The following is a 25490-nucleotide window of genomic DNA, read 5'->3' as shown; positions in this document are numbered from 1 at the left end:
TTTCAATCAAACAGGCAGTGCAGATTTAATGCGACTTGATAAATTTTTATCTCAGCAACTGGAAGTCAGCCGGGCGATTGCTGCCCGTGAGCTGCGGGCACGTAAGGTCACCGTTGATGGGGACGTGGTCCGGGATGGTTCCTTCAAGCTGAGCCCGAAAAGCGAAGTGGAATATGACGGCAATCCGCTGCAACTTCAGCTGGGGCCACGCTACTTTATGCTTAACAAGCCGCAGGGCTACGTCTGCTCCACCGACGATCCGGATCATCCGACCGTGCTGTACTTTCTGGAAGAGCCTACCGCTTATAAATTGCATGCGGCGGGGCGGTTGGACATCGACACCACCGGACTGGTGCTGATGACCGATGACGGCCAGTGGTCGCATCGTATTACTTCGCCACGTCACCACTGCGAAAAAACCTATCTGGTGACGCTGGAATCGCCGTTAGCGGACGATACGGCGGAGCAGTTTGCTGCTGGCGTGCAGTTGCATAACGAAAAAGGTCTCACCAAACCCGCCACGCTGGAAGTGATCAGAGACTCTCAGGTTCGCCTGACCATCAGTGAAGGGCGCTACCATCAGGTGAAACGCATGTTTGCCGCCGTGGGTAACCACGTGGTGGCGCTGCACCGTGAACGTATTGGAGCTATCGTGCTGGATGAAGCGCTGGAACCTGGGGAATATCGCCCGCTGACGGAAGAAGAGATCGCCAGCGTTGGCGTGCCAACAGAACTGACAAAATCATAATAATAAGGCTGAAGCAATGAGGGTGCGTAAGGAAAAGAACTCGTCGGTTGGACTGGTAGTGATCCTCGGTCTGCTGGCCATGTTAATGCCGTTGTCGATTGATATGTATCTGCCTGCGCTTCCGCAAATTGCCCGCGAGTTTGGCGTGTCTGCGGGCAGCGTGCAGATGACGCTGAATATCTACATTCTGGGCTTTGCACTGGGCCAGCTGGTTTATGGCCCGCTGGCTGACAGCTTTGGCCGTAAACCGGTGATTGCGTTGGGTACGCTGATTTTTGCGGTGGCCGCGGCGGCCTGTGCGATGGCACAAACCATTGATCAGCTGATCTTTATGCGCCTGCTACATGGTCTCTCGGCAGCTGCGGGTAGCGTGGTGATTAGCGCCCTGATGCGTGACAGCTACTCGAAAGAGGAGTTCTCCCGCATGATGTCGTTTGTGATGCTGGTCACCACCATCGCGCCGCTAATGGCACCGATTGTCGGTGGCTGGCTGCTGCTGCTTTGGAGCTGGCATGCCATCTTCTGGACCATCTCGATTGCTGCCGTGGTCACCACGGTGCTGGTGGTCACCCAGATTAAAGAGACGCTACCGGCTGATAAACGCCAGAAATTTCATCTGCGCACCACGCTGTTCAACTTTCTGTCGCTGTTCCGCCACAAGCGGGTCTTCAGCTATATGCTGGCGAGCGGCTTCTCCTTTGCCGGGTTGTTCTCTTTCCTCAATGCCGGGCCGTTTGTCTATATCGAGCTGAACCATATTTCACCGCAGGATTTTGGCTACTACTTTGCCCTGAACGTGGTGTTTCTGTTCCTGATGACGCTGATTAACAGCCGCTCGGTGCGCCGCTTCGGCCCGCTGGCAATGTTCCGCTTTGGTCTGCTGGTGCAGTTCACCATGGCAGTGTGGATGGTAGTGGTCAGCACGTTTAATCTCGGGTTCCTGCCGCTGGTCTTCGGGGTGGCGATGTTTATTGGCTGTGTGGCGATGGTGTCATCAAATGCGATGGCAGTGATCCTGGAAGAGTTTCCGCATATGGCCGGTACAGCCTCCTCGCTGGCCGGAACGCTGCGCTTCGGCGTTGGTGCGCTGGTCGGCGCGCTGCTATCCACCCTGTCGTTTAACAGTGCCTGGCCAATGGTTGGCTCTATTTTTATCTGCGCCACGCTTTCAATCATGCTCTTTATCTACGCAACCCGCCCGCGTAAAGGCGCGACAGCATAAACTCCTCTCCGCAACAGGAGCGCTCCCGGTGAGCGTTCCTGCTCCTTTCCGATCGTTTTGTTGCTACAATGTAAAAGTAACCGTGCGAAAAGTTACCTTTGCGCAACAATAATGGTTGTTATCGCACCGCTAAAACGGTAAATATAATGTTAAAATGAGAGTCAGCTCTCAAATTAAGTGCCATTGCGGCCGATAAAGAGAGTAAGTCAATTGAATGACTGAGCTGAAGCCAGCCTCTCAGCATGCGCTGTCAGAGCTGGGTTCCGGTACCGGTCTGGGGAGTACGGGTGAATACACTACAACATTCAGTGGTCCATCGTTTACCACTTAGCTATCGCTGGGGTGGTGGCACCGCAGGCGCGCGCGTGGAACCGCTGTTGCTCAGCAACATCGATGCGGATGACGATCTGATCGGACTGACTCTGCTAAGCCATCACGGCCAGCAGGCGTGGGATGTGATGCAGATGATTAAAGACGCGCTGGCGGAAATCCAGCTCGACTGCTCGGTGGTGGAATGGGAAGGGGAGCCGTGTCTGTTTGTCTCACGTCACGATGAGTGCGCCACCACCTGCCGCCTGAAGAATTTTGGCGTTGGCATCGCCGAGCCTTTCAAAGATGCCTCTGCCTGAGAACATTCAGGCTGAGCCCCTTTCAGCCCAGCGTCAGCAGTTGTTGCGTATAGGCCTCTTTCGGCGATGCGAAAATCTGCTCACACTCTCCCTGTTCTACCACTTCTCCCTGGCGCAGCACCACCACCTGATGGCAGAGTGAGCGCACCACCTGCAGGTCGTGGCTGATAAAAATATAGGCCAGCCGGTGATCCTGCTGAAGTTTTCTCAGCAGGGCGAGGATCTGCTTCTGCACCGAGCGATCCAGTGAAGAGGTTGGCTCATCAAGGACGATTAGCTGCGGCTGCAGGATCACCGCCCGCGCAATCGCTACACGCTGGCGCTGGCCACCGGAAAACTCCGCAGGGTAGCGATTGCGGGTTTCAGGATCGAGCCCCACTTCGCGCATCGCCTCAATCACTTTCTCTTCCCGCTGTTGCGGTGTCAGATCTGGCTGATGCACCAGCAGGCCTTCCGCAATTATCTGCAGCACCGTCAGGCGGGGATTCATCGCGGAATTGGGATCCTGAAAGACCACCTGCACCTGGCGGCGAACCGGCAGCATTCTGCGACGATCCCACTGGTGCAGTGGCTGGTCAGCGAACCAGATTTCCCCCTGCGACTCAATCAGCCGCAGCAGAGCCAGACCGGTAGTGCTTTTGCCCGAACCGGACTCGCCCACCAGGCCCAGACTCTCTCCCGGACGAAGCTCAAAGCTCAGCGACTTTAGCGCATCGTGGTAGCCGCTAACCCGCCGCATCAGGCCCTTTTTAATCGGGAAAGCGACTCTAAGCTGCTCCACCCTCAGCAGAGGCGGAGCCTCAGTATCCGCCGGTGCCGGACGGCCTTCCGGTTCTGAATCCAGCAGCGCGCGGGTATAAGGATGCTGCGGGGCGCTGAACAGTTGCCGCGTGCTGTTGCTCTCCACGCCCTGACCATTGCGCATTACCGTCACGTTGTCTGCCAGCTGACGGACGATATTCAGGTTGTGAGTGATAAACAGCAGGCCCATATTCATCTCCTGCTTCAGCTCTTTCAGCAACACCAGGATCTGGGCCTGAACGGTGACGTCCAGTGCGGTGGTCGGTTCGTCGGCGATCAGCAACTCCGGCTGAGTGAGCAGCGCCATGGCGATCATCACGCGCTGGCGCTCGCCACCGGAGAGCTGGTGCGGGAAGTCATTCAGCCTTTGGCTCGCCTGACGAATGCCTACGCGATCGAGACAGGTGAGCATTTCCGCGCGGGCGGCTTCTTTCCGCATGCCGCGATGCAGGGAAAGCACCTCATACAGTTGTTTTTCAATATTGTGTAGCGGGTTAAGCGAAACCATCGGCTCCTGGAAAATCATTGCCATACGATTGCCCCGCAGACCGCGCAGGGTGCGCTCATCCGCCTTCAGCACATCCTGACCGGCGAACAGGATCTCGCCCTGTGGATAGAGCACTGGGGGCGTAGACAGCAGGCGCATCATCGACAGCGCCGTTACGCTTTTGCCGGAGCCTGATTCGCCGACCAGCGCCAGCGTTTCACCGGCCTCCACCGACAGGGAAAGATTGTCCACCACCTGGCGGTCGACGCCACCCTGACGGAAGGCGATGCTTAAATTTTTGACGGTCAGCAGCGACATCAGTGCACCTTACTGGGATCGAAGGCGTCACGAACCGCCTCACCGATAAAAATTAACAGCGACAGCAGGATCGCCAGAGAGAAGAAGGCCGTAATTCCCAGCCACGGTGCCTGCAGGTTATTCTTGCCCTGCAGCAACAGTTCGCCCAGTGAAGGGGAACCAATTGGCAGGCCAAAACCGAGGAAATCCAGCGAGGTCAGGGTGGTGATCGAACCGCAAAGAATAAATGGCAGGTAGGTCAGGGTCGCCACCATCGCATTCGGCAGCATATGCCGGGAGATGATTTTGCGATCGCTGACGCCCAGCGCCTGCGCAGCGCGGATATAGTCGAAGTTACGGGTTCGCAGGAATTCAGCCCTCACCACACCCACCAGTTGCATCCAGCCGAACAGCACGGTAATCGCCAGCAGCCACCAGAATCCCGGCTGGATCACGCTGGATAGCAGGATAATCAGAAACAGCGTCGGCATGCCGGACCAGACTTCGATAAAGCGCTGGCCCCATAAATCCACCCGGCCGCCATAATAGCCCTGGCAGGCACCGACCACCACGCCAATCACGCTGGACACCAGCGTCAGCATCAGCCCGAACAGCAGTGAAATTCGTGTGCCATACAGCAATCTGGCCAGCACGTCGCCGCCGTTGGCGTCCGTCCCCAGCCAGTTCTGCGCGGAAGGCGGAGAAGGGAAGGGGGTGGTGGAAGCAAAGTTAATGGTGCCGTCGCCAAAGCGGATAGGGGCCCAGATGGCCCAGCCCTGCTGCTCAATGCGCGATTTCAGCCACGGATCCTGATAATCGGCCGCGGTCGCCAGCGGGCCGCCAAAATCAGTCTCGCTGTAATTCACCAGCAGCGGGAAGAAAGTGCGGTCCTGATAATGCACCAGCAGCGGTTTATCATTCGCCAGCAGTTCTGAACCGAGACAGAGAATAAACAGAATGGCAAAAATCCACAGCGACCAGTAGCCGCGACGGTTGTTGCGAAAACGCGCCCAGCGGGCCTGATTGACGGGGCTTAAACGGCTCATCATCGTGCCTCAAAATCAATGCGCGGATCGACCAGCGTGTAGGTCATATCGCTGAGGATATTCAGCAGCAGCCCGATCAGGGTGAAGATATACAGCGTGCCGAACATCACCGGGTAGTCGCGCTGGATGGTCGCGTCATAGCCCAGCAGCCCCAGACCGTTCAGGGAGAACATCACTTCAATCAGCAGCGAGCCGGTAAAGAACATGCTGATAAAAGTGGCCGGAAACCCGGCAATAACCAGCAGCATGGCATTGCGGAACACGTGGCGGTAGAGGATTTTGTTCTCGTCCAGCCCTTTGGCGCGGGCGGTGACCACGTACTGCTTGCGGATCTCATCCATAAACGAGTTTTTGGTCAGCATGGTCAGCGTGGCAAAACCGCCAATCACAGTTGCAGTTACGGGCAGGGTGATATGCCACAGGTAGTCGGTGATTTTACCGTACCACGGCAGGCTGTCGAACTGGGCGGAGACCAGCCCCCGCAGCGGGAACCAGTCCAGATAGCTGCCTCCGGCGAACAGCACGATCAGCAGGGTTCCGAACAGGAAGGCGGGAATGGCATAGCCGACGATGATCAGCGTGCTGCTCCAGACATCGAAGGCGCTGCCGTTACGCACGGCCTTTTTGATCCCCAGCGGGATCGACACCAGATAGATAATTAACGTGCTCCACAGGCCCAGCGTGACGGAAACCGGCAGGCTCTCTTTGATCAACTGGATTACCGAGCTGCTTCGAAACAGACTGTCGCCAAAATCAAAGCGCACATAGTTCCACAGCATGGTGAAGTAACGCTCGTAGATTGGCTTATCAAAGCCATAGCGTTTGGTGATCTCAGCCACCACTTCCGGATCTAACCCGCGTGAACCGCGATACTGACCGTCAGCAGGGTTAACGTTCAGCGTGTTACGACCCTGACTTTGCGCATTGCTGCCGGAACCAGGCATTCCCGTGGTCTGGCCAAACTCGATGTTTGCCAGTGCCTGATCGACCGGGCCGCCCGGCGCGATTTGAACGATAAAGAAGTTGATGGTGATAATCGCCCACAGGGTGGGAATAATCAGTAAAAGTCTGCGAAGCAGATAAGCGCCCAAACTCGACTCCTTAACGGCGTTGGGCCGGCAGCTGCGCGGCTTTGTTAACATCGTACCACCAGCTGTCGAAGCCTAAAGCATAGGTCGGACGTGTGGCAGGCATGGAAAACTTGTTCCAGTAAGCGTAACGGTTTTCGCCGTTAAACCACATCGGGATCATGTAATAGTTCCACAGCAGCACCCGGTCAAGGGCACGTCCCAGCGGCAGCAACGCCTCTTTATCGCCCTGATGCTGATTGATCTGATTAACCAGCTCGTCAATCACCGGGCTGGAGACATGCGGTCGGTTATAGCTGGAGTTGATATAGGCCGTGGCCCAGTAAATCTGCAGGTTACTGTCCGGAAAAGGCATCGCCGGGTACGGCGACATCACCATATCAAAATCACTTTTACGCAGGCGCGCCAGATATTGCGAGCTGTCGACCTGCCGGATATTCAGTTTGATCCCCAGCCGGGCCAGATTGTGCTGGAAAGGTAGCACCCACTGGTCGTTACCGCCGCTGCGTAGCATCATTTCGAAACTGAAAGGAGTCCCGGTTTTCACATTGATCAGCTGCTGATTTTTCAGCTCCCAGCCAGCCTGTTTGAGTAATTCCAGCGCCTTTAGCAGATTAGTGCGGTCGTATCCGCTGCCGTCGGTATGGGATGGTTGCCAGATTTGTGAAAACACTTCGTCCGGTATCTTCCCTTTGAACGGTGCCAGGATCTCCAGCTCTTTTGCCTCCGGATATCCCCGTGCGGCATATTCGGTGTTCTGGAAGTAGCTGGTGGTGCGTTTATAGGCACCATAAAATAACGCTTTATTCATCCACTCAAAATCCAGCACCAGCGAAATGGCTTCGCGCACCCGCCTGTCGCTGAACTGCGGTTTCTGCACGTTGAACGCCAGCCAGCTGCTGGCGGTTGCCACAGTATTTGGCTGCTCATCTTTTACAATAAAGTGGCTGGCAAAATTCTTGCCCTGATACTGCGTGGCCCATTTCTTCGCTGAACCCTCAGAGCGAAAATCAAACGCACCCGCTTTAAACGCCTCAAAAGCGACATTGTCATCCAGATAGTAATCGTAGCGCAGGGTATCGAAATTAAAGCGTCCTTTATTCACCGGCAAATTGGCCGCCCAGTAATCCTTCACCCGCGAATAGGTAATCGACTGGCCGACTTTATAACTGGTTATGCGGTAAGGGCCGCTCGAAAGGGGAGGTGCAGGCAGAGGTTCGCTGAGATTATGGTTTTTCCAGAACTTTTCCGGAAAGACCGGCAGGCTGAATAAGGAGAGCATCTTATCGCGGTCGGCGGTGGGCTGTTCAAAGCGCACGGTCAGTCTGGAGATAGCCTTAGCGGTGGTTCCTTTATAAAAAACGCGAAACTGCGGCACGCCTTCGGTCATAAATTTATTAAAGGTAAAAGCCACATCTTCAGCGGTAATGGGGCTGCCATCCTGGAAGCGTGCCTGTGGATTCAGGGTCACTTCCGCCCAGCGATAGTTGTCAGGATAACGGGCAAAATCTGCAATCAGCGGATACCAGGTCCCGACTTCATCATCCGGGCTGACGAACAAAGTGTCATACAGCGTATCGGTGCCCACGCCAGGGTTACCGCGTGACGAGAAACGGTTGAAGTTATCATAGGTCCCAATTGCGGAAAGCGTAATGCTGCCACCTTTCGGCGCTGCCGGATTGGCATAATCATAATGGGTAAAATCCGTCGCGTATTTCGGTTCGCCAAGCTGGGCAAAAGCGTAACTCTCATTGATATTTTCAGCCAGCACTGCCGGGGCAGTTAAACTGAAGACTATCAGGGTAAACCAGCGCAATATCATTATGTTATTCAACTCCGGAAACCAAAACGCAATCTTACCTTCAAGGGTAGCAGCAGGATTATGGCCGTGGCAATGCGTCAAATCAGCTCTTTACGCTTTCAGACATTGCCAGGTGATTTAATTAGCTGACCAGCGGCTCACGACTGCTTTCATGCTGAAAATATTCAATCAGCTGGGAAACGGTGCACGGGGGGCTGTACAGATAGCCCTGCAGGTGAGAAACGCCGCGCCGCAGCAGCCACCGGGCCTGTTCGCTGGTTTCCACACCTTCCGCGACGGTATGCAGCTCCAGTTTTTTCGCCAGCGTCAGCACGGCATCCAGCACGGGGGAGGTCAACGTTTCATGGCCGATGCTCTGGACAAATCCACGATCGATTTTCAGGTAATCGAAATTGAATTTCTCAAGATAAATCAGGGCACTGTGGCCAGTTCCAAAATCATCAATGGCGATGCTAATCCCCTGACTGCGGATCCAGTCAAACATTTCGATGGCATTATGTTCAGCCACCATACTCCGCTCGGTGATTTCAAACACATAACTGAAGTGGTCCTGGGGCATCGCCTGCAGCCAGTTGGACACATCACGGCAGAAATTGTTATCGGCCAGATGATTGGGGGAGAGATTAAGATTGAGATCTGTTCCGGCAGGCACGGCATGTCTGAATTTATAACTGTCCCGCGCCACCAGCTCAAACAAGTGACGGGTGAGCGGGGCAATAAGGTTTTGGCTTTCCGCATAGCTGATAAAACTATCCGGCGGAATGCGGCCTTCAGTCGGATGGATCCAGCGCAGCAGCGCTTCCAGACCGCAGGTTTTACCCGTTGCGGCCTCAATCACCGGCTGGTATTCAACGTGAAACTCGCCGCGCTTAATCCCCAGCAGGATCTCTTTACCAGGGCGCATGCGCAGCGTGAGCAGCAGGAAAAAAACACCAGCACCGAGCAGGCTTAACAGCAACCCGACCAGCAGCACCATATAGATGTCACGCAGAGGCAGAGTCTCGCCATACAGCAGCAGGGTGATCGGATAGCCTGGAATGGTCACGGTTCGCAGTGGATGATGGGGCAGAGTGCTGAGGTCGATGACCTTTTGCTCCCAGCTGGTCAGGGCTTTATCTCCGGCGACGATGGCAATTCCGCTGACTTCCGGCTGGCGGGAGGCCAGCAACAGATAGGAGGTAAGGTTGATATCAATAGTCGTCATTACGCCACTGCCAGGGAAGCGGGGATCTCTCAGCCACATTACCAGTGCTGGCTTGCCGGGCACCATAGGCGTCTGGGCGATCAGGCGAAGATCAACGTCTTTGCTGGTATCGGTTTCCGGGGAGATTTGCGCAATGTTTACCTGCATGCTGCCCGTAGCGGAAGAACAAAAGGCGGTTTTGTTGGCGACCAGCAGGATGGCGCGGATATTCAGGGTAAAAGCAGCTCGTTGGGTCAGATCGCTACTGATACTTTCGCAGCCGAGCTGAGTGGCGTTTTCCAGTGGGGCAAGCCTGCTATATAATTCAGCAAAGCTATTCTCAACAAAGCTTTGGGTATTCCTTGCCAGTTTGTCATGGCTTTCACAGCGACGGTGCCAGATAACCGTCAGGGTAATGATAATAAAAAGCAGAAAAATGAGTAAGCCAACGGTCGCACTGTAGCAGGCAATTTTGCGCGGATTGGTAACATGCCGCGTGACTGTTGTAGAAAGTGGCATTGGGTTTGTCTCCCGTTTGTGCCTGTTTTTATTATTACTCTGTCAAACCGCGTTCTGGTATAAACCAGGCAGGATATAACGGTCGGCCGCAATAGTCTTCATATAATTCTGGTTCAAATGCGTTTTAAACTTTTTCTTGCCCCCCTTTTCCGGAAGCAAAAAAAAACGCTGCCGTGGCAGCGTTCTTTCTCTCGTTTCGCAGACTTCAGGGATCTGAAATCAGCTTTGCGTTCGGCTCAGAACCCGACGCGCATCGCGGTAGCGATTTTTCCAGTAAGAGTCGTTCAGATTAGAAATCATCACGCCACTGCTGGTAGAAGCATGAACGAAGTTATCGTTACCGAGATAGATACCGACGTGACGACCGGTAGAACCGGCGCGGAACAGCACTAAATCACCCGGGCGTAACTTGCCACGCTGAATGCTTTTTCCCGTATCTTCCTGCTCATAGGTGGAGCGGGGAAGATCCAGACCAAACTGCTCACGGAAGGTGGTCTGGACAAATGCTGAACAATCAATGCCGCGTTTGCTGGTACCGCCAAGGCGGTAACGAACGCCTTTCCAGTCCGAATACTGATCCATCAGACGGGATTTAATATCCACATTCTGGACCATCTGTTCGAATTCATCCTGAGACGCTTGCAGTAAAAAACCGTTCTTGTCTTTAACTGCATGAGTATCAGTTTGTGCATTGTTGCTGGTATTCGTTGAGCTACAGGCTGACAACAGGGTCGCTAATGCGACCGCGGGGATGACCCGCCATATATATCTCAGAATCGGTTGAGACTTGACCATTATGATTGTGATCCCTTGAAGTCCTTAACGACAATGTCGCCAGATTAAGTTACGAAACGGAACGAGATTAATTAGCGCAGGGAGGTAAGACAATTCCTGAATACTTAAAACGTGTCATCGGGCACAGTTTTAAGTGTAAACCTCAGGAATATTTTACTGATTCTGGCTGACTGAAACCGAGGTTACCCGATTACAAGCCGCATGGCGAGGGGTTTTAACGACTTTTTTATAGGTTTTTATGATATGAAACAGGAACGTCACATAGCGGCCACGTTATCGACAATTGTGGAGAAAACTTAAGGGTAAGAGAGCAGGAAAAGGGAGAAAATCGGTAACTTATTCACAGAACAGATAAAGATCGCTGTTCAATGCGGGCTGGCAGTCGGTTTCACTCCCCAGGAACCATAAAGAAATCTTTTGTGGGCGATTTTATGAATGAGTCAGGGATAACGGTATCCGGCAATAAGAGGCTAAAAATACCTTTTAATTGCCGGATTAAAAAAAGTCACCGTTTCCAGAATTACTTAGCGGGCTTATATTTTCCAGGCAGATGGCGATATAAAGCGTTCACTAAATAATCACTGGCTGGCGTAATTAGCAACCAGCTCATTCCCACCAGCACAATGGAAAGAGAACCCACCACCACATCAGTGAACCAGTGAGCACCAATCATTATGCGCGGGCTGGCAAAGACCAGCACAATTATCACGCTGGTAATAAAGGCCCGGCGGGTGAAATAGCGCAGTATAAAGCAGGTAAAAATCATCAGCATCATGCCGTGGTCACCCGGAAAACTGTCGGCAGAGGCATCTTTGGCTGGAATGCCGGTCAGAGTGGCAACGTGATGTACGTCCGGGAAGAACTTGGTCGGACTGGGATGAGACACCGGAATTAAATGTCCAAGCTGATTGAGCACCACTGCACTTAACAGCATCGCAATACCAATAGCGAACATCCGGCGGCGACCCTGTGGGGTTTCGCGGCGCCAGAAACTGAGGTAAAGCGCACCCATTGCTAACAATGCAACGCCATCAAACAGGCGGAAATTGGTGATCGCCAATCCCCACAGCAGCACTTTATTGGTTTCCAGGCGATCGTTGAACCAGTAAAATATAGCTTTATCGATGCTTAACCAAAACCCATGATTTTCAGGAAGATACCATGAGAAAAAGAGCGCAAATCCCAGCATGTTCAGCACCAGGATGCTCAGTAAACGTTTAGTAGTCATTGCAGCTTAAGGATAAATTAAGAAAGTAACGTTGCAGATTATACCGGATAACTTAAACGAAGCTTCAACAAAGTTGCCTGCAGCGCGTTCCAGTCGGCCTGAGACTCGTGGATAATTTCGATCCTACTGTCCGGCGGCGTGCTCTGTCGGGTCTCGATGCGAAAATCTTCGCCCTGACGATTCACGCTTACCAGCCCTTCACGGATACGCATGACGCCTTTAATTCGGGTGACCGGAGCCAGTCTGACCCACTCAAGCAGGCCGACAGTGTCAAAGACGGTTTCTTCATCGAAAACCCAGCCGCAGGAGAAGTAGCCCTGGCCCTGATTCAGCGACCGGCGCCAGCGGGTATTTTGGTTTAGTGAAAGAGCGGCCAGTTGGGACGGCGGCTGCGGGTGATGGTGGTGCCCCTGAGGCAGATCGCGAAAATTTTTTCTGGGCAAATCCAGCAGGGTGGGATCAATTTTGCCAAAACTGGTCGTGACGACCTGGCGTTCAGCCTGATCCTGAGCCTGCCATAATGCCAGTGCCTGACGGGTTTGTGGCTCCCAGCGATCTTCTTTATTGGCCACAATGATGTCAGCGGCAGCAAGCTGGTCACGAAAGTTTTCATTTTCCACCACCTTCGCTTCGGCAAGCTGGCGCGGGTCGAGCAGGCAGAGCGACGCATTCAGTTCCAGCCACGGGCGGTAAACCTCTGCGCCCAGCATATCCAGGATCTGTTTCGGATGACCCAGACCGGTGGGTTCAATCAGCAGCCGATCCGGTTTTGCCTGTTTCAGCAACATGTTCAGCCCTACCTGCATCGGCAGGCCGTTCACGCAACACATGCAGCCGCCGGGGATCTCTTTCAGCACCGCACCGCTTTCTGCCAGCAGAGCGCCGTCGATGCCAACTTCACCAAACTCGTTCACCAGCACCGCCCACTTCTCACCGGCAGGTTTGCTGGCCAGCAGATGCAGCAGCGTGGTGGTCTTGCCGCTGCCCAGAAAGCCGGTAATCAGATTTACCCGGGTCATTTCTCTCTCCCTTCACTTTTTAACTTGTTCAATCATTAAACTTTTTACCGGTAGTGCCGATGAAATCTCTGTAACAAAGCACACAATGCGAAAGTTATGACTATGTTATTAAAGCAGCAACTAATTAATGAGGTCTTTATGAACGGCATTAAAGTAGCAATGATTGTTATGCTTTTCACCTCATGGACGAGTAGCACACAGGCAGCGGATTCCAGTTCCGGAATCATTGAGTTCCGTGGTGCCATTGTTGAACCTGGCTGCGATATGGAGTTGCAGCAGAATCAGATCACATCGTCCTGTTATCGGGACGGAAAAACCCGGACCACCGTCTCTTCCCTGAAAGGCAAGCGAGAATTTATTCCAACCAATGTTGGAAAATCGGATATCCGCTGGCTGGATCAGCACCAAAAACAGGGGATCATGACGGTCAGCTACAATTAATGGACTCAGGAAGTGTTATAACATAACAAAACCGGCGATGCAGGATACATCACCGGTTTTTTAGTGCAGATTACTCAGCGCGGCCCATGTAGCGGCGCTCGGGGATGTGAATACGAATTTTGTCGCCGCTGCTAAGATATTCCGGGACCTGAATCACCAGCCCGGTGCTCATGGTGGCGGGTTTGGTACGGGCACTGGCCGATGCGCCTTTAATACCCGGCGTGGTGTCGACAATTTCCATATCCATCGTCTGCGGCAGTTCCAGCGCCAGGATCTGACCCTCCATTGTCAGTACCTGAATGCCAGGAATGCCCCCTTCCGGAATAAACAGCAGTTCTTCTTCAATCTGCTCTTTCTTGAACACGTACGGGGTGTAATCTTCATCATCCATAAAGACGTATTCGTCACCGTCGATATAAGAAAAGGTCACCTGGCGGCGGCTCAGCGAAATGGTGTCAATAATGTCGTCGCCCTTGAAACGTTCCTCTACCTTCAGGCCGGTGCGGATGTCGGTAAAACGCATCTTATAAAGCGTGGAAGCGCCGCGGGCGCTGGGGCTCTGAACGTCAATATCTTTAACTAACAGCAACTTGCCGTTAAAGCTGACGGCCATACCTTTTTTGATTTCGTTCGCTCTTGGCATTCTTAAGTCTCGATAAACGGGGGGTGGAAAATTCTCGCGTCAACTTACTCCGGCTGACGGATTCAGGCAAGCACTGACCTGCTAAGGTCGGAAGAATTACCGTAAATTTTATGCAAAAGCATGCCCGCTAATAAGGATAGTATTCCTTTCTGAGGCCTGCTATTGTCGCGCTTTCTGAATGAGGGGATAAAGATGGAGTGTCGTTCTGCCTGTGGGGCCTGCTGTACCGCGCCTTCAATTTCGACACCTATCCCTGGTATGCCCAACGGTAAACCAGCCAATACTCGCTGCATTCAGCTTGATGAGCATCAGCGCTGCAAAATCTTCACTTCGCCGCTGCGTCCTGCGGTTTGTGCCGGACTGAAAGCGGGCAGGGAGATGTGTGGCACCAGCCGGGAAGAGGCAATGACCTGGCTGCTGGATCTGGAGAGGCTGACCGCACCATAAAGCGCGGTGCCATGGTCAACTTTTAGCCTGTGAGTTCAGCTTTTACTGCCGATTTCCGACTGCGATTTCTGTTGTCCAGCGGAGATCTGTAGCCACTACTTGTTGGGGTCAACCAGCAATTGCCGCAGGCTGAACTTCCTTCAGCCGCCAGACGCAGCCCACTGCCAGCACCATCATCCCCACGGCGAACCAAAATACCGCCGAATATCCCCAGATCTCTGCCACCACGCCTGCCAGCGAACCGCCAATAATCCAGCCCATGCGGGTGGAGTTGGTAAAGAGGGTGGTAGCGGCACCGGCCTGGCCCGGCATCAGATCCTGAAAATAGATCATGCCGATCCCGGCCATGATGCCGATAAAGATGGCATTCAGCAGTTGGATAGCCAGCAGTGGGAGTTCACTGGTGAAACAGAGCGTTGAACCATAAAACAGCAGGCCCGCTATCGCTGAGATCCGCATCATCGGGCGTTTACCGATGCGTCTGGCATAAAAAACGGCCACCAGCATCACCGGGATCTCAAGCCCGGCCGCCATGCCCATCAGCATTCCGGCCAGTTTTTCTGGCAGATGCAGCGTGCCAACGACATATAAAGGCATCGCAATCAGATACAGGCCGTTACAGGCCCACATTAATGTGCAGCCAGTGAATAGCATCAGCGTGTCCCGGCGGTTGCGGCGCGGAGCCTGCAACGGCGCGGTGGTTACGATCTGCGTTTTGCGCATTGAAGGCAGCATGTAGCTGACAACAACAGCACTGACCACAAAGGCCATCGCGGCGCACAGATACATATTGCGGAAGCCGTATCCCAGCGCCAGCATAAAAGCCAGCGGTGGCCCAATCACCCACGCCAGAGAAATCTGCGTCCTCATCACTGAAGTAAACATAACGCTGTTGCGGCCACTTTTATCCGTGTGCTCACGGGCGAGGGCGAATATCTGTGGTGTGGCGGTGGTCCCGAATGCGGATAGTAACACCCCCAGCAGTAACAGAATGAAGTAACTGCGGTTCCAGGCAAACAGCAAAGAGGCAACGGCGCCCACCAGGCAGCAGACCAGAATCAACGTTTTGCGATCGCCCTGACGGTCAGAGTAGCGCGCAAGCAGCTGGCTGACCAGGATCCCCGCCAGCGCATTAACGGTAAAAAACAGGCCAACCATAAAAGGGCGGGCGTGAACTTCAGTCGAGAGAAACAGGCTGAGAGTTGGGGTCTGTAACGCACCGGCAAGGCCGGAGACAAACGTCACAATCAGGAAAGCCAGCGACTGACTGTCCGGCAGCGTGCGCGCGCGGGCAACGGGGGTTTGCATGGGGTAAATAACCATTGTTTGAAAAAACGCCGGAATTTTACGCCTGCGGATGCGTTTTAAAAAGCTGTTTCAAACGGGGAGTCTGATATCAGCAGAAAAACGCATTTCCTGCACAGGCTTCCGACACGGCTTCAGCAAAAAAAACGTCTCACTGAATAGCTGAAGCCGGAAAGCTGAAAGTGTTTATCGCCGCCCTGCAGGTGTCAGCACTTCTTCAGCAAGGGCGGCGGGTAAAGCGTCTTTTTCCGAAAAGAGCTGACAAAATGTGCGTGACGTCAAAAATCTGCTACGCCGTTAACGGTAATACTTGCCACCTTCGGGGCAACAGGACCAAACTCATTGAAACGTTTCAGCGTCTTCTGTTCAGCTCCTTAAATCACAGAAAACGCTTTTTTTCTCAAATTAGCTGAAACGATTCAATTTCAGCAGCGAGGAGAGCTATGTTCCAGCTTGAACTGTCCGCCATTCATCCCGGTGCTACCGCCGGTGAGAAAGAAGATGCCATTCGCCAGGTTGCTGCGGCGCTGACTGCTGCCGGTAACGTCGGGGAAGGGTACGTCAACGGTATGCTGGCCCGCGAGCAGCAGACTTCTACCTATCTGGGTAACGGTATCGCTATCCCACACGGCACTACTGACACTCGCGATCTGGTTTTAAAAACCGGCGTGCAGGTTTATCAGTTTCCACAGGGCATTGCCTGGGGTGACGACCAGACCGCGTATGTGGTGATTGGTATCGCGGCGAAATCCGACGAACACCTTGCGCTGCTGCGTCAGCTGACTCACGTACTGAGCGATGACAGCGTGGCAGAGCAGTTGAAAACCACCGACTCGGCAGAAACGCTGCGCAGCCTGCTGATGGGCGAAAAGCTGGGCACTGAATTTAAATTTGATACTTCGCTGATCGTTACCGACGTGGCCGCCAGCGATCTGATGACCCTGCAGGCGCTGAATGCCGGTCGTTTGCAGCAGGCGGGCGCGGTGGATGCCACCTTCGTCAGCCGCGTGATCTCCTCACGTCCACTGAACCTCGGGCAGGGTATCTGGCTGAGCGACAGCACCGAAGGGAATCTCGGTAGCGCCGTGGCCGTCAGCCGCAGCGCCGCGCCTTTTGAAGTCGAAGGCGAAAAAGCCGCGCTGCTGGTGACCGTTTCCGTGACTGATGACCAGCCGCTTAACGTGCTGAATTACCTTAGTGACCTGCTGTACAAGCAGAAAGCCGACCGTCTGCTGAGCGCTGATGCTGCCGGGATCCTGGCGTTGCTGACCAGCGAAATGTCTGAGCAGGCTGATGTGCTGACCGAAGAGTTTACGATCCGTAACGAGCATGGCCTGCATGCCCGTCCGGGAACCGCGCTGGTCAGCGTAATCAAACAGTTTAATTGTGATGTCACTGTCACCAACCTCGACGGCAGCGGCAAACCTGCAAACGGCCGCAGCCTGATGAAAGTGGTGGCGCTGGGCGTGAAAAAAGGTCATCGCCTGCGCTTTACCGCCAGCGGTGAAGATGCCCGTGCCGCACTGGATGCGGTGGGTGAAGCGATTGCTGCCGGTCTCGGCGAGGGGGCAGCATGAGCAGACGTGTTGCCACTATCACGCTGAACCCGGCGTATGACCTGGTAGGTTACACCCCGGAAATTGAGCGTGGTGAAGTTAACCTGGTCAAAACCACTGGCCTGCACGCGGCCGGTAAAGGGATCAACGTCGCCAAAGTGCTGAAAGATTTGGGTATCGACGTCACCGTTGGTGGCTTCCTGGGCAAAGAGAATCAGGATGGCTTTCAGCACCTGTTCAGCGAGCTGGGTATTGCCAACCGTTTTCAGGTGGTTGAAGGACGTACCCGCATCAACGTCAAGCTGACCGAGAAAGACGGCGAAGTGACCGATCTGAACTTCTCCGGCTTTAACGTTACCGCCCAGGACTGGGAGCGTTTTTCCACGGACTCGCTGAGCTGGCTTGGTCAGTTCGACATGGTCTGCGTCAGCGGCAGCCTGCCTGCCGGTGTGGACCCGGATGCGTTTACCGAGTGGATGAGCGCGCTGCGCACTCACTGCCCTTGCATCATTTTTGACAGTAGCCGTGAGGCGCTGGTGGCCGGTCTGAAAGCCGCGCCGTGGCTGGTAAAACCAAACCGCCGCGAGCTGGAAATCTGGGCCGGGCGCAAGCTGCCGACATTGCAGGACGTAATTGAAGCTGCTCACTCACTGCGCGAGCAGGGGATTGCCCATGTGGTGATCTCCCTGGGTGCGGAAGGCGCGCTGTGGGTGAACGCTTCAGGCGAATGGATTGCCAAACCACCAGCCTGTGAGGTGGTGAGCACCGTAGGTGCCGGGGATTCTATGGTTGGCGGGTTAATTTATGGCCTGCTGATGCGCGAGTCCAGCGAGCATACACTGCGTCTTGCAACAGCAGTGGCCGCCATGGCCGTCAGCCAGAGCAACGTAGGCGTTACCGATCGTACTCAGTTGGCCGCGATGATGGCGCGAGTCGACCTACAACCTTTTAACTGACAGCAGGAGAGCATAATGAAAACGCTGCTGATAATTGATTCTTCGCTGGGGCTGGCCACTGGCTATCTGGCAAAAAATATCACTACCGCTGCGGCGGCCGCGAAAGGGCTGACGCTGACGGAGAACCTGGCCGAAGCTGACCAGATCATTGTGGCCGGGAAACAGATCCCAGCTGACAGCAACCTGGACGGGAAAGCCATTTATCTGGCGGACATCGAGCAACTGCTGCGTCAGCCGGAAGCGGTACTTGAGCAGGCGCAAACGGGCGCCACAACCTGGCATGCTCCGGCGGCTTCTGCAGCAGCAGCGGCACCGGTTGCTGCGGCAGGCAATGGCCCGAAACGTATTGTCGCGGTGACTGCCTGCCCGACGGGTGTGGCTCATACCTTTATGGCGGCAGAAGCTATCGACACCGAAGCGAAAAAACGCGGCTGGTGGGTGAAAGTTGAGACCCGTGGCTCAGTGGGCGCCGGTAATGCGATCACTCCGGAAGAAGTGGCGGCTGCGGATCTGGTGATCGTGGCGGCGGACATTGAGGTGGACCTGGCGAAGTTTGCCGGTAAGCCGATGTACCGGACTTCCACCAGCCTGGCGCTGAAAAAAACTGCCCAGGAGCTGGACAAAGCGGTAGCCGAAGCCAGACCTTACCAGCCGAAAGGCGGCAGCCAGTCTTCTGCTCAGTCTGAAGAGAAGAAAGAGAGTGCCGGAGCCTATCGTCACCTGCTGACCGGTGTGTCTTACATGCTGCCAATGGTGGTGGCGGGTGGCCTGAGCATTGCGCTCTCCTTCGCCTTTGGTATCACCGCCTTTAAAGAGCAGGGTACGCTGGCCGCTGCGCTGATGCAGATTGGCGGCGGCAGCGCCTTCGCCCTGATGGTGCCGGTGTTGGCTGGTTTTATCGCCTTCTCGATTGCTGACCGTCCGGGCCTGACGCCGGGTCTGATTGGCGGGATGATCGCTACCAGCATCAATGCCGGTTTCCTCGGCGGTATCATCGCCGGTTTTATTGCCGGTTATGCAGCCAAACTGATCAGTTCGAAGGTGAAACTGCCGCAAAGTATGGAGGCGTTGAAACCGATCCTCATTATTCCGCTGGTCGCCAGTCTGATCACCGGTCTGCTGATGATCTATGTGGTGGGTACACCGGTCGCGAAAATCATGGAAGGCCTGACTCACTGGCTGGCTAACATGGGCACGGCGAATGCGGTTCTGCTGGGCGCAATCCTCGGTGGCATGATGTGTACCGATATGGGCGGCCCGGTGAACAAAGTGGCCTACGCCTTTGGCGTTGGGCTGCTGAGTTCCCAGACCTACGCTCCGATGGCAGCCATCATGGCGGCAGGGATGGTTCCTCCGCTGGCGATGGGGCTGGCAACGCTGGTGGCGCGCAAGAAATTCAATAAAGGTCAGCAGGAAGGCGGCAAAGCGGCGCTGGTTCTGGGGCTGTGCTTTATCTCTGAAGGTGCAATCCCGTTTGCTGCCCGTGACCCGATGCGTGTGCTGCCTTGCTGCATTATCGGCGGTGCGCTGACTGGCGCTATCTCTATGGCGGTAGGGGCTAAACTGATGGCACCGCACGGTGGACTGTTCGTGCTGTTAATCCCTGGTGCAATCACCCCGGTACTGGGTTACCTGATGGCGATTGTGGTGGGAACGGTAGTGGCAGGTCTGGCTTATGCGGTTCTGAAGCGTCCGGAAGCGGAGCTGGCAAAAGCCTGATTGAGGCAGTAAACGAAAGCGCGGGATAATCCTGTGACAAAGAAAGGGCAGGTACAAAAGGTGATGAGCGACTGAAACCAGTCAGCGACATTACCTCAGTACCTGCCCTTATTATTTACTGTCAGCGGAAGCTCCACTGCACGCTCGCGGCGAAGATCGTAGGGAAAATGATCCCGGCTTCAACGCCCACTTGACGGGTAAAGTTGTACTGTACGCCATGGTAAAGATAGGGTGAAAAGCCAACGCCGGTGACTTTCTTAAAGGTGTGATAGGACCCTCTGTCACCACAATGGCTGAAAGCATCAAAAAAGAACTCCCCGGTATAGCCGTATATCCCTTTGAAAAACCAGCCTGAATCCCAGGACTGCCAGTCTCTTCTCAGTGCCAGCGACAGGCAGCGATCGTCAAAACTGTTCTTTAAAGTCCCGACCAGCGCGCTATATTTTGAGTTCTCAGAGAATTTACGTTCTACAGAATAGAACTGATTATTAAAATTCTCGTTATATTGACCCTGGTTGCCCGTCAGATGGTAAACAAATGAACCTGTATTGATGGAGTATAAATTTATTTCGCTCGCATAAGCTCCGGCGCTGACAATCAGTAACGCGAGGGCTGACACCTTGCCAGAAAACTTAAACACTTTATAAACTCTCTTTAAATCAATGTGATGTGATTGTTGTGGTGAAAATAAGAGCAATAATAAAGGGCGGCAGATAAACCGGTAATAAACCAGTTCTCTTGCGAGGGGAATATTTGTTCAGAGAAGGAGGAAGTGAATTTATATTGATCTTGATCAGTGAGAAAATTCTTTATGTTGGCGGTAAAAGCGCCCCGCGCCCGGACGGCGCGGGTTGGATATGAACTTAATTCTGTTCGGACTTCAGCCAGGCAATTTCATCTTTCCAGATATCCGGATTGGTGGTCTCCAGAATCATCGGTATGCCGTCAAAGCGGCTGTCTTTCATCATCCAGCTGAACGCCGTTTTGCCGATGTTGCCTTCGCCCAGGCTGTTATGGCGATCAACGCGGCTGGCGAATTCACTTTTCGCATCGTTCAGGTGCATGCCGCGCAGATAGTTGAAACCGACAATCCGTTCAAATTCCTCGAAGGTTTTCACGCACTCTTCTTCGCTACGCAGGTCATAACCTCCGGCAAAGGCGTGGCAGGTATCGATGCAGACGCCAACGCGGGATTTGTCTTCCACGCCGTCAATAATGGCGGCCAGATGCTCAAAGCGGAACCCGAGGTTGCTGCCCTGACCGGCAGTATTTTCAATCACTGCAGTCACGCCCTCGGTTTTATCCAGTGCGATATTGATCGACTCGGCGATGCGTTTCAGGCACTCCGCTTCCTCAATCTGATGCAGGTGACTGCCTGGATGGAAGTTGAGCAGGGAGAGGCCCAGTTGCTGACAGCGGCTCAGCTCATCAATAAAAGCTTCACGCGACTTCTCCAGCGCTTCCTCTACCGGGTGACCAAGGTTAATCAGATAGCTGTCGTGCGGCAGGATCTGCGCGGAGCTGTAGTTATATTTCTCGCAGGCCGCGCGAAAGGCGGAAATCACTTCATCAGTCAGCGGAGCAGCACGCCACTGGCGCTGATTCTTGGTAAAAAGCGCAAAAGCTGTTGCTTCAAGTTCATGTGCGCGAAGCACCGCCTGATCCACGCCGCCGGCAGCACTGACGTGGGCACCGATATATTTCATGCCGTCTCTCCTGTTAGGGGTTATATCACCTTGCGGGCAATGATAACCGGAAACGGCGGGAAATCATGCCATCAAATGCTGGATCCCAAGGTTAATTGCACCGCCGCCGAGGATCAGCCAGATAAACAGGAGCAGGCCCAGCAGGATGGGTTTCAGCCCTGCCTTCTTCAGCGAACTGAGGTGCGTGGTCAGACCGAGTGCCGCCATCGCCATTGCCAGCAACAGATTATCCAGCTGGTTCAGGCGGTTTACCAGCGGTAGCGGCAGCAGATGCAGAGAGTTAAACAGCGCCACGCCGATAAAAATCAGGGCAAACCACGGGAAGGCCATTTTTCCCGGCGCGATCCCTGAGGCGCTCTGGCTGTTTCTCAATCTTGCGCTCAGCAATAACAGAAACGGAGCCAGCATCATCACGCGCAGCATCTTGCTGATCACTGCCGCATTCTCCGTTTCCGGGCTGACGGCGTGACCAGCCGCGACAACCTGAGCCACCTCGTGCATTGTAGAACCGGTAAAGATGCCCCAGCGGCTCAGGGTGATAAAAGGCAGATGCGGGCTGACCAGCACCCAGAGCAGGGGATAGATAAAGATTGCCAGCGTGCCGAAGATCACCACGGTGGCTATTGCCACGGTGACCTTTGAACCCTCCGCTTTGATCACCGGTTCAGTGGCCAGAACCGCAGCGGCACCACAGATGCTGCTGCCTGCACCAATCAGCCAGACGGTATCGCGATCCAGACCAAAGACGCGGCGGCCCAGCCAGCAGGCCATAAAGAAGGTGGAGCTGAGGGTCAGAATATCAATCACTATGCCGCTCAGACCGACATCAGCGATTTGCTGCAGGGTCAGCCGGAAGCCGTAAAGAATAATCCCGATGCGCAGCAGGTGCTGCTTTGCCAGCAAAATGCCAGGATCGCACCGATTAGCGAAACGGGGATAAAGTGTGTTACCGACCAGAATACCGGCGATGATAGCGAGGGTTAATGCACTCAGGCCCAGCGCGGCGATGGAGGCCTGATTGCCCAGCCAACTGGCGAAAAGCGCCAGTGATAAAACCAGCAGCAACCCGGCAGTGAAGCGAAACGGATGTTGATGAGGATGAGTGAGTGTCAGATCGGCCATAGCAGTGCTCCTGTTCAGTGCTGACAGGATGCGGCTTACTGGCTTAAAAGAGAAATTGATTATATATTTATAATTAACCAGAATAAGTAATATTGGTGATGGGCAATGCATATTACGCTAAGACAAATTGAAGTGTTCACTGAAGTGCTGAAGAGTGGCTCGACCACTCAGGCTTCTCAGGTACTGGCTCTGTCGCAGTCGGCAGTCAGCGCCGCGCTGGCGGATCTTGAAGGCCAGCTGAGCGTGCAGCTTTTCGACCGGGTCGGCAAGCGGCTGGTCGTCAATGAGCACGGTCGTCTGCTTTATCCGCGCGCCGTGGCGCTGCTGGAACAGGCCACGGAAATCGAGCAGCTGTTCCGTGAAGATAATGGAGCGCTGCGGGTCTATGCCAGCAGCACAATTGGTAACTATTTGCTGCCGGGCATGATTGCCGGATGGCGGCGGGATTACCCGGATTTGCCGCTGGAGCTGAGCGTTGGCAACAGTCAGGATGTGATTAATGCAGTGGCTGATTTTCGCGTCGATATTGGCCTGATTGAGGGGCCGTGCCACATGACTGACGTGATCAGCGAGCCCTGGCTGGAGGATGAGCTGGTGGTGTTTGCCGCGCCGGATGCGGAAATCTTCCAACACCCGATCACCCTGGAGAGCCTGGCAGCGGCTCCGTGGATCCTGCGCGAACACGGCTCGGGTACCCGCGAGATCGTCGACTACCTGCTCCTGTCGCATTTGCCGCAGTTCCACCTCGCACTGGAACTGGGTAACTCCGAAGCGATTAAGCATGCCGTTCGTCACGGTATGGGGATCAGTTGCCTGTCACGCCGGGTGATTGAAGAGCAACTGACGGTGGGAACGCTGAGGGAAGTGCCATTACCGCTGCCACAACTCAGACGTACGCTGTACCGTATTCACCACCGCCAGAAGCACCTGTCCAAAGCGTTGCAGCGCTTTCTGAGCTACTGCACCGAGTAGCTTTGTTTGGGGAAATCAGCGGATAGCCCCGGACATTTCTCAGGGCAATTTCGTTCAGGCTAATAATTTCCCGCCGATCATGAAGCTATCTTATAACGTTGCGGAATCACTATCGCTGTCAGGGTAGTTTGCTACAATCGCGCCTCATTTTAGCCAGAGTACAGCATTTCAAGATGGTTCAGGATAAAACAACAACACAACAACCTGCGTTAAGGCGTGAGTTAAAGGCGCGTCATCTGACGATGATCGCCATTGGGGGTTCCATTGGAACCGGTTTATTTGTAGCGTCAGGGGCGACGATTTCCCAGGCGGGTCCGGGTGGCGCACTGTTGTCTTACGCCCTGATCGGCCTGATGGTGTACTTCCTGATGACCAGCCTCGGTGAGCTGGCCGCCTTTATGCCGGTCTCAGGTTCGTTCTCCACCTATGGTTCCAGCTATGTGGAAGAGGGCTTTGGCTTCGCGCTGGGCTGGAACTACTGGTACAACTGGGCAGTGACCATCGCGGTCGACCTGGTGGCCTCACAGCTGGTAATGACCTACTGGTTTCCGGACACGCCAGGCTGGATCTGGAGCGCGGTGTTCCTCTGCGTGATCTTCCTGCTGAACTACATTTCGGTAAAAGGGTTTGGCGAAGCGGAATACTGGTTCTCGCTGATTAAAGTTGTCACCGTGGTGATCTTTATTGTGGTCGGCGTGATGATGATTGTCGGCATTTTCCGTGGCGGTCAGGAAGTTCCCGGCTGGGCAAACTGGCACATTGGTGATGCACCGTTCGCGGGCGGCTTCTCAGCGATGATTGGTGTGGCGATGATCGTCGGCTTCTCCTTCCAGGGCACCGAGCTGATCGGTATTGCCGCGGGTGAATCCGAGGATCCGGCTAAAAATATCCCCCGTTCGGTGCGTCAGGTGTTCTGGCGTATTCTGCTGTTCTACGTGCTGGCGATCCTGGTGATCAGCCTGATCATTCCTTATACCGACCCAAGCCTGCTGCGTAATGACGTGAAGGATATCAGCGTCAGCCCGTTCACGCTGGTCTTCAAACACGCTGGTCTGCTCTCCGCAGCAGCGGTGATGAATGCGGTGATCCTGACGGCGGTGCTGTCTGCCGGTAACTCAGGAATGTACGCTTCCACCCGTATGTTGTTCACCCTGGCCCGCGAAGGCAAAGCGCCGCGTATTTTTGGAAAACTGTCTAAGGGGGGAGTGCCGCGTAATGCGCTGTATGCCACCACAGTGGTTGCGGCTCTCTGTTTCCTGACCTCTATGTTTGGTAATCAGGAAGTCTACCTGTGGCTGCTGAATACTTCCGGAATGACCGGTTTTATCGCCTGGCTGGGGATCGCTGTTAGCCACTATCGTTTCCGTCGCGGCTATGTGATGCAGGGTCTGAATGTGGCGGATCTGCCGTACCGTTCTGGTTTCTTCCCGCTGGGACCGATCTTTGCCTTCGTACTGTGTCTGATCATTACGCTGGGGCAGAACTACCAGGCGTTCCTCGCGGATCGCATAGACTGGTACGGCGTGGCAGCGACCTATATCGGTATTCCGCTGTTCCTGATTATCTGGTTCGGCTATAAGCTGACGAAGAAAACCCGCTTTGTGAAGTACAGCGAAATGGCGTTCCCGAAGTTTAAGGGATAAGATCAACTCTCTGTGATAAAGGCGCGGAAATCCGCGCCTTTTGCCTTTTCAGGCGTCGGTAATACCCGTTTACAAATATTATTGATAACTATTATC

The 25490-nt window shown here is 54.4% G+C and carries 23 protein-coding genes; 10 read left to right on the top strand and 13 right to left on the bottom strand.

All coding sequences use genetic code 11. The features are described 5' to 3' along the window. Positions 1–28: 28 nt before the first annotated feature. The 3 genes from rsuA (at position 29) to GSQ70_RS16865 (ending at position 2599) form a co-directional block, all read left to right on the top strand. Positions 29–748 carry a 16S rRNA pseudouridine(516) synthase RsuA gene (gene rsuA / locus GSQ70_RS16875; RefSeq protein WP_158783620.1) on the top strand — a complete coding sequence of 240 codons (720 nt, stop codon included), beginning with the start codon at positions 29–31 and terminating at the stop codon, positions 746–748. A 22-nt stretch (positions 749–770) separates the two neighbouring features. Then, the gene (locus tag GSQ70_RS16870) at positions 771–1970 is read left to right on the top strand and encodes a Bcr/CflA family multidrug efflux MFS transporter (protein ID WP_158783619.1); all 1200 of its coding nucleotides are present in this window, start codon (positions 771–773) and stop codon (positions 1968–1970) included. Positions 1971–2257: 287 nt separating this feature from the next. Next, positions 2258–2599 carry a YejG family protein gene (locus GSQ70_RS16865; protein WP_158783618.1) on the top strand — a complete coding sequence of 114 codons (342 nt, stop codon included), beginning with the start codon at positions 2258–2260 and terminating at the stop codon, positions 2597–2599. 22 nt (positions 2600–2621) lie between these two features. Here the strand turns inward: GSQ70_RS16865 and yejF are convergent, their stop codons facing one another. The 8 genes from yejF to GSQ70_RS16825 form a co-directional block, all read right to left on the bottom strand. Next, positions 2622–4205, bottom strand: a complete 1584-nt coding sequence (gene yejF / locus GSQ70_RS16860) for a microcin C ABC transporter ATP-binding protein YejF (RefSeq protein WP_158783617.1) — start codon at positions 4203–4205, stop codon at positions 2622–2624. Beyond that, complete coding sequence (locus tag GSQ70_RS16855) at positions 4205–5230, bottom strand: microcin C ABC transporter permease (protein ID WP_158783616.1); 1026 nt, start codon at positions 5228–5230, stop codon at positions 4205–4207. Before GSQ70_RS16855 ends, yejF begins: the two co-directional genes overlap by 1 nt. Then, a complete protein-coding gene (locus GSQ70_RS16850) occupies positions 5230–6321 on the bottom strand; it encodes a microcin C ABC transporter permease YejB (RefSeq protein ID WP_158783615.1) in 1092 nt (363 codons plus the stop codon). The genes GSQ70_RS16855 and GSQ70_RS16850 overlap by 1 nt, the downstream gene beginning before the upstream one ends. A 10-nt stretch (positions 6322–6331) precedes the next feature. After that, positions 6332–8140, bottom strand: a complete 1809-nt coding sequence (locus GSQ70_RS16845; protein ID WP_158783614.1) for an extracellular solute-binding protein — start codon at positions 8138–8140, stop codon at positions 6332–6334. A 121-nt stretch (positions 8141–8261) separates the two neighbouring features. Beyond that, positions 8262–9842 carry a cyclic di-GMP phosphodiesterase gene (locus GSQ70_RS16840; RefSeq protein ID WP_158783613.1) on the bottom strand — a complete coding sequence of 527 codons (1581 nt, stop codon included), beginning with the start codon at positions 9840–9842 and terminating at the stop codon, positions 8262–8264. A gap of 219 nt (positions 9843–10061) precedes the next feature. Next, the gene (mepS, locus tag GSQ70_RS16835) at positions 10062–10637 is read right to left on the bottom strand and encodes a bifunctional murein DD-endopeptidase/murein LD-carboxypeptidase (RefSeq protein ID WP_158783612.1); all 576 of its coding nucleotides are present in this window, start codon (positions 10635–10637) and stop codon (positions 10062–10064) included. A 520-nt stretch (positions 10638–11157) separates the two neighbouring features. Beyond that, positions 11158–11865 carry a phosphatase PAP2 family protein gene (locus GSQ70_RS16830; protein ID WP_158783611.1) on the bottom strand — a complete coding sequence of 236 codons (708 nt, stop codon included), beginning with the start codon at positions 11863–11865 and terminating at the stop codon, positions 11158–11160. A gap of 38 nt (positions 11866–11903) precedes the next feature. Beyond that, positions 11904–12884 (bottom strand): GTP-binding protein, encoded by a 981-nt coding sequence (locus GSQ70_RS16825; RefSeq protein ID WP_158783610.1) that lies wholly within the window; start codon positions 12882–12884, stop codon positions 11904–11906. Between the two features lie 138 nt (positions 12885–13022). Between GSQ70_RS16825 and GSQ70_RS16820 the strand changes: the two genes are divergently transcribed. After that, a complete protein-coding gene (locus GSQ70_RS16820) occupies positions 13023–13325 on the top strand; it encodes a type 1 fimbrial protein (protein WP_199257273.1) in 303 nt (100 codons plus the stop codon). Positions 13326–13395: 70 nt separating this feature from the next. Here the strand turns inward: GSQ70_RS16820 and yeiP are convergent, their stop codons facing one another. Continuing rightward, positions 13396–13968 carry an elongation factor P-like protein YeiP gene (gene yeiP / locus GSQ70_RS16815; RefSeq protein ID WP_158783608.1) on the bottom strand — a complete coding sequence of 191 codons (573 nt, stop codon included), beginning with the start codon at positions 13966–13968 and terminating at the stop codon, positions 13396–13398. A 192-nt stretch (positions 13969–14160) separates the two neighbouring features. On the opposite strand from yeiP, the gene GSQ70_RS16810 reads away from it, so the two are divergent. Next, the gene (locus GSQ70_RS16810; RefSeq protein ID WP_158783607.1) at positions 14161–14415 is read left to right on the top strand and encodes a YkgJ family cysteine cluster protein; all 255 of its coding nucleotides are present in this window, start codon (positions 14161–14163) and stop codon (positions 14413–14415) included. A 108-nt stretch (positions 14416–14523) separates the two neighbouring features. On the opposite strand, the gene GSQ70_RS16805 is transcribed toward GSQ70_RS16810, so the two are convergent. Beyond that, on the bottom strand, positions 14524–15723 hold the full coding sequence (locus tag GSQ70_RS16805; RefSeq protein WP_158783606.1) for a sugar efflux transporter: 1200 nt from the start codon (positions 15721–15723) through the stop codon (positions 14524–14526). A gap of 440 nt (positions 15724–16163) precedes the next feature. Here GSQ70_RS16805 and fruB point away from each other — a divergent pair, with 440 nt between their 5' ends. The 3 genes from fruB to fruA are packed head-to-tail and all read left to right on the top strand — an operon-like array spanning position 16164 to position 19951. Then, a complete protein-coding gene (fruB, locus tag GSQ70_RS16800; RefSeq protein ID WP_158783605.1) occupies positions 16164–17297 on the top strand; it encodes a fused PTS fructose transporter subunit IIA/HPr protein in 1134 nt (377 codons plus the stop codon). Next, positions 17294–18232, top strand: coding sequence for a 1-phosphofructokinase (gene fruK / locus GSQ70_RS16795; protein ID WP_158783604.1), 939 nt, complete (start codon positions 17294–17296; stop codon positions 18230–18232). The genes fruB and fruK overlap by 4 nt, the downstream gene beginning before the upstream one ends. Before the next feature lie 15 nt (positions 18233–18247). Beyond that, positions 18248–19951 (top strand): PTS fructose transporter subunit IIBC, encoded by a 1704-nt coding sequence (gene fruA / locus GSQ70_RS16790; RefSeq protein WP_158783603.1) that lies wholly within the window; start codon positions 18248–18250, stop codon positions 19949–19951. Between the two features lie 121 nt (positions 19952–20072). Here the strand turns inward: fruA and GSQ70_RS16785 are convergent, their stop codons facing one another. The 3 genes from GSQ70_RS16785 to GSQ70_RS16775 all read right to left on the bottom strand — a co-directional run bounded on the left by GSQ70_RS16785 (position 20073) and on the right by GSQ70_RS16775 (position 22779). After that, positions 20073–20591, bottom strand: coding sequence for a hypothetical protein (locus GSQ70_RS16785; RefSeq protein ID WP_370521076.1), 519 nt, complete (start codon positions 20589–20591; stop codon positions 20073–20075). 223 nt (positions 20592–20814) lie between these two features. After that, on the bottom strand, positions 20815–21657 hold the full coding sequence (gene nfo / locus GSQ70_RS16780) for a deoxyribonuclease IV (protein ID WP_158783602.1): 843 nt from the start codon (positions 21655–21657) through the stop codon (positions 20815–20817). Between the two features lie 63 nt (positions 21658–21720). Continuing rightward, entirely contained in the window at positions 21721–22779 is a 1059-nt protein-coding gene (locus GSQ70_RS16775) for a YeiH family putative sulfate export transporter (protein WP_158783601.1), read from the bottom strand. 105 nt (positions 22780–22884) lie between these two features. Here GSQ70_RS16775 and yieE point away from each other — a divergent pair, with 105 nt between their 5' ends. Then, on the top strand, positions 22885–23751 hold the full coding sequence (gene yieE, locus GSQ70_RS16770; protein ID WP_158783600.1) for a DNA-binding transcriptional regulator YeiE: 867 nt from the start codon (positions 22885–22887) through the stop codon (positions 23749–23751). 173 nt (positions 23752–23924) lie between these two features. Next, positions 23925–25394 (top strand): amino acid permease, encoded by a 1470-nt coding sequence (locus tag GSQ70_RS16765; protein ID WP_158783599.1) that lies wholly within the window; start codon positions 23925–23927, stop codon positions 25392–25394. Positions 25395–25490: the final 96 nt, after the last annotated feature.

This window comes from Pantoea sp. BAV 3049 (assembly GCF_009765445.1).
In the GTDB taxonomy this organism is placed as follows: Bacteria; Pseudomonadota; Gammaproteobacteria; order Enterobacterales; family Enterobacteriaceae; genus Erwinia.
This window is presented reverse-complemented; position numbering and strand designations above follow the sequence as displayed.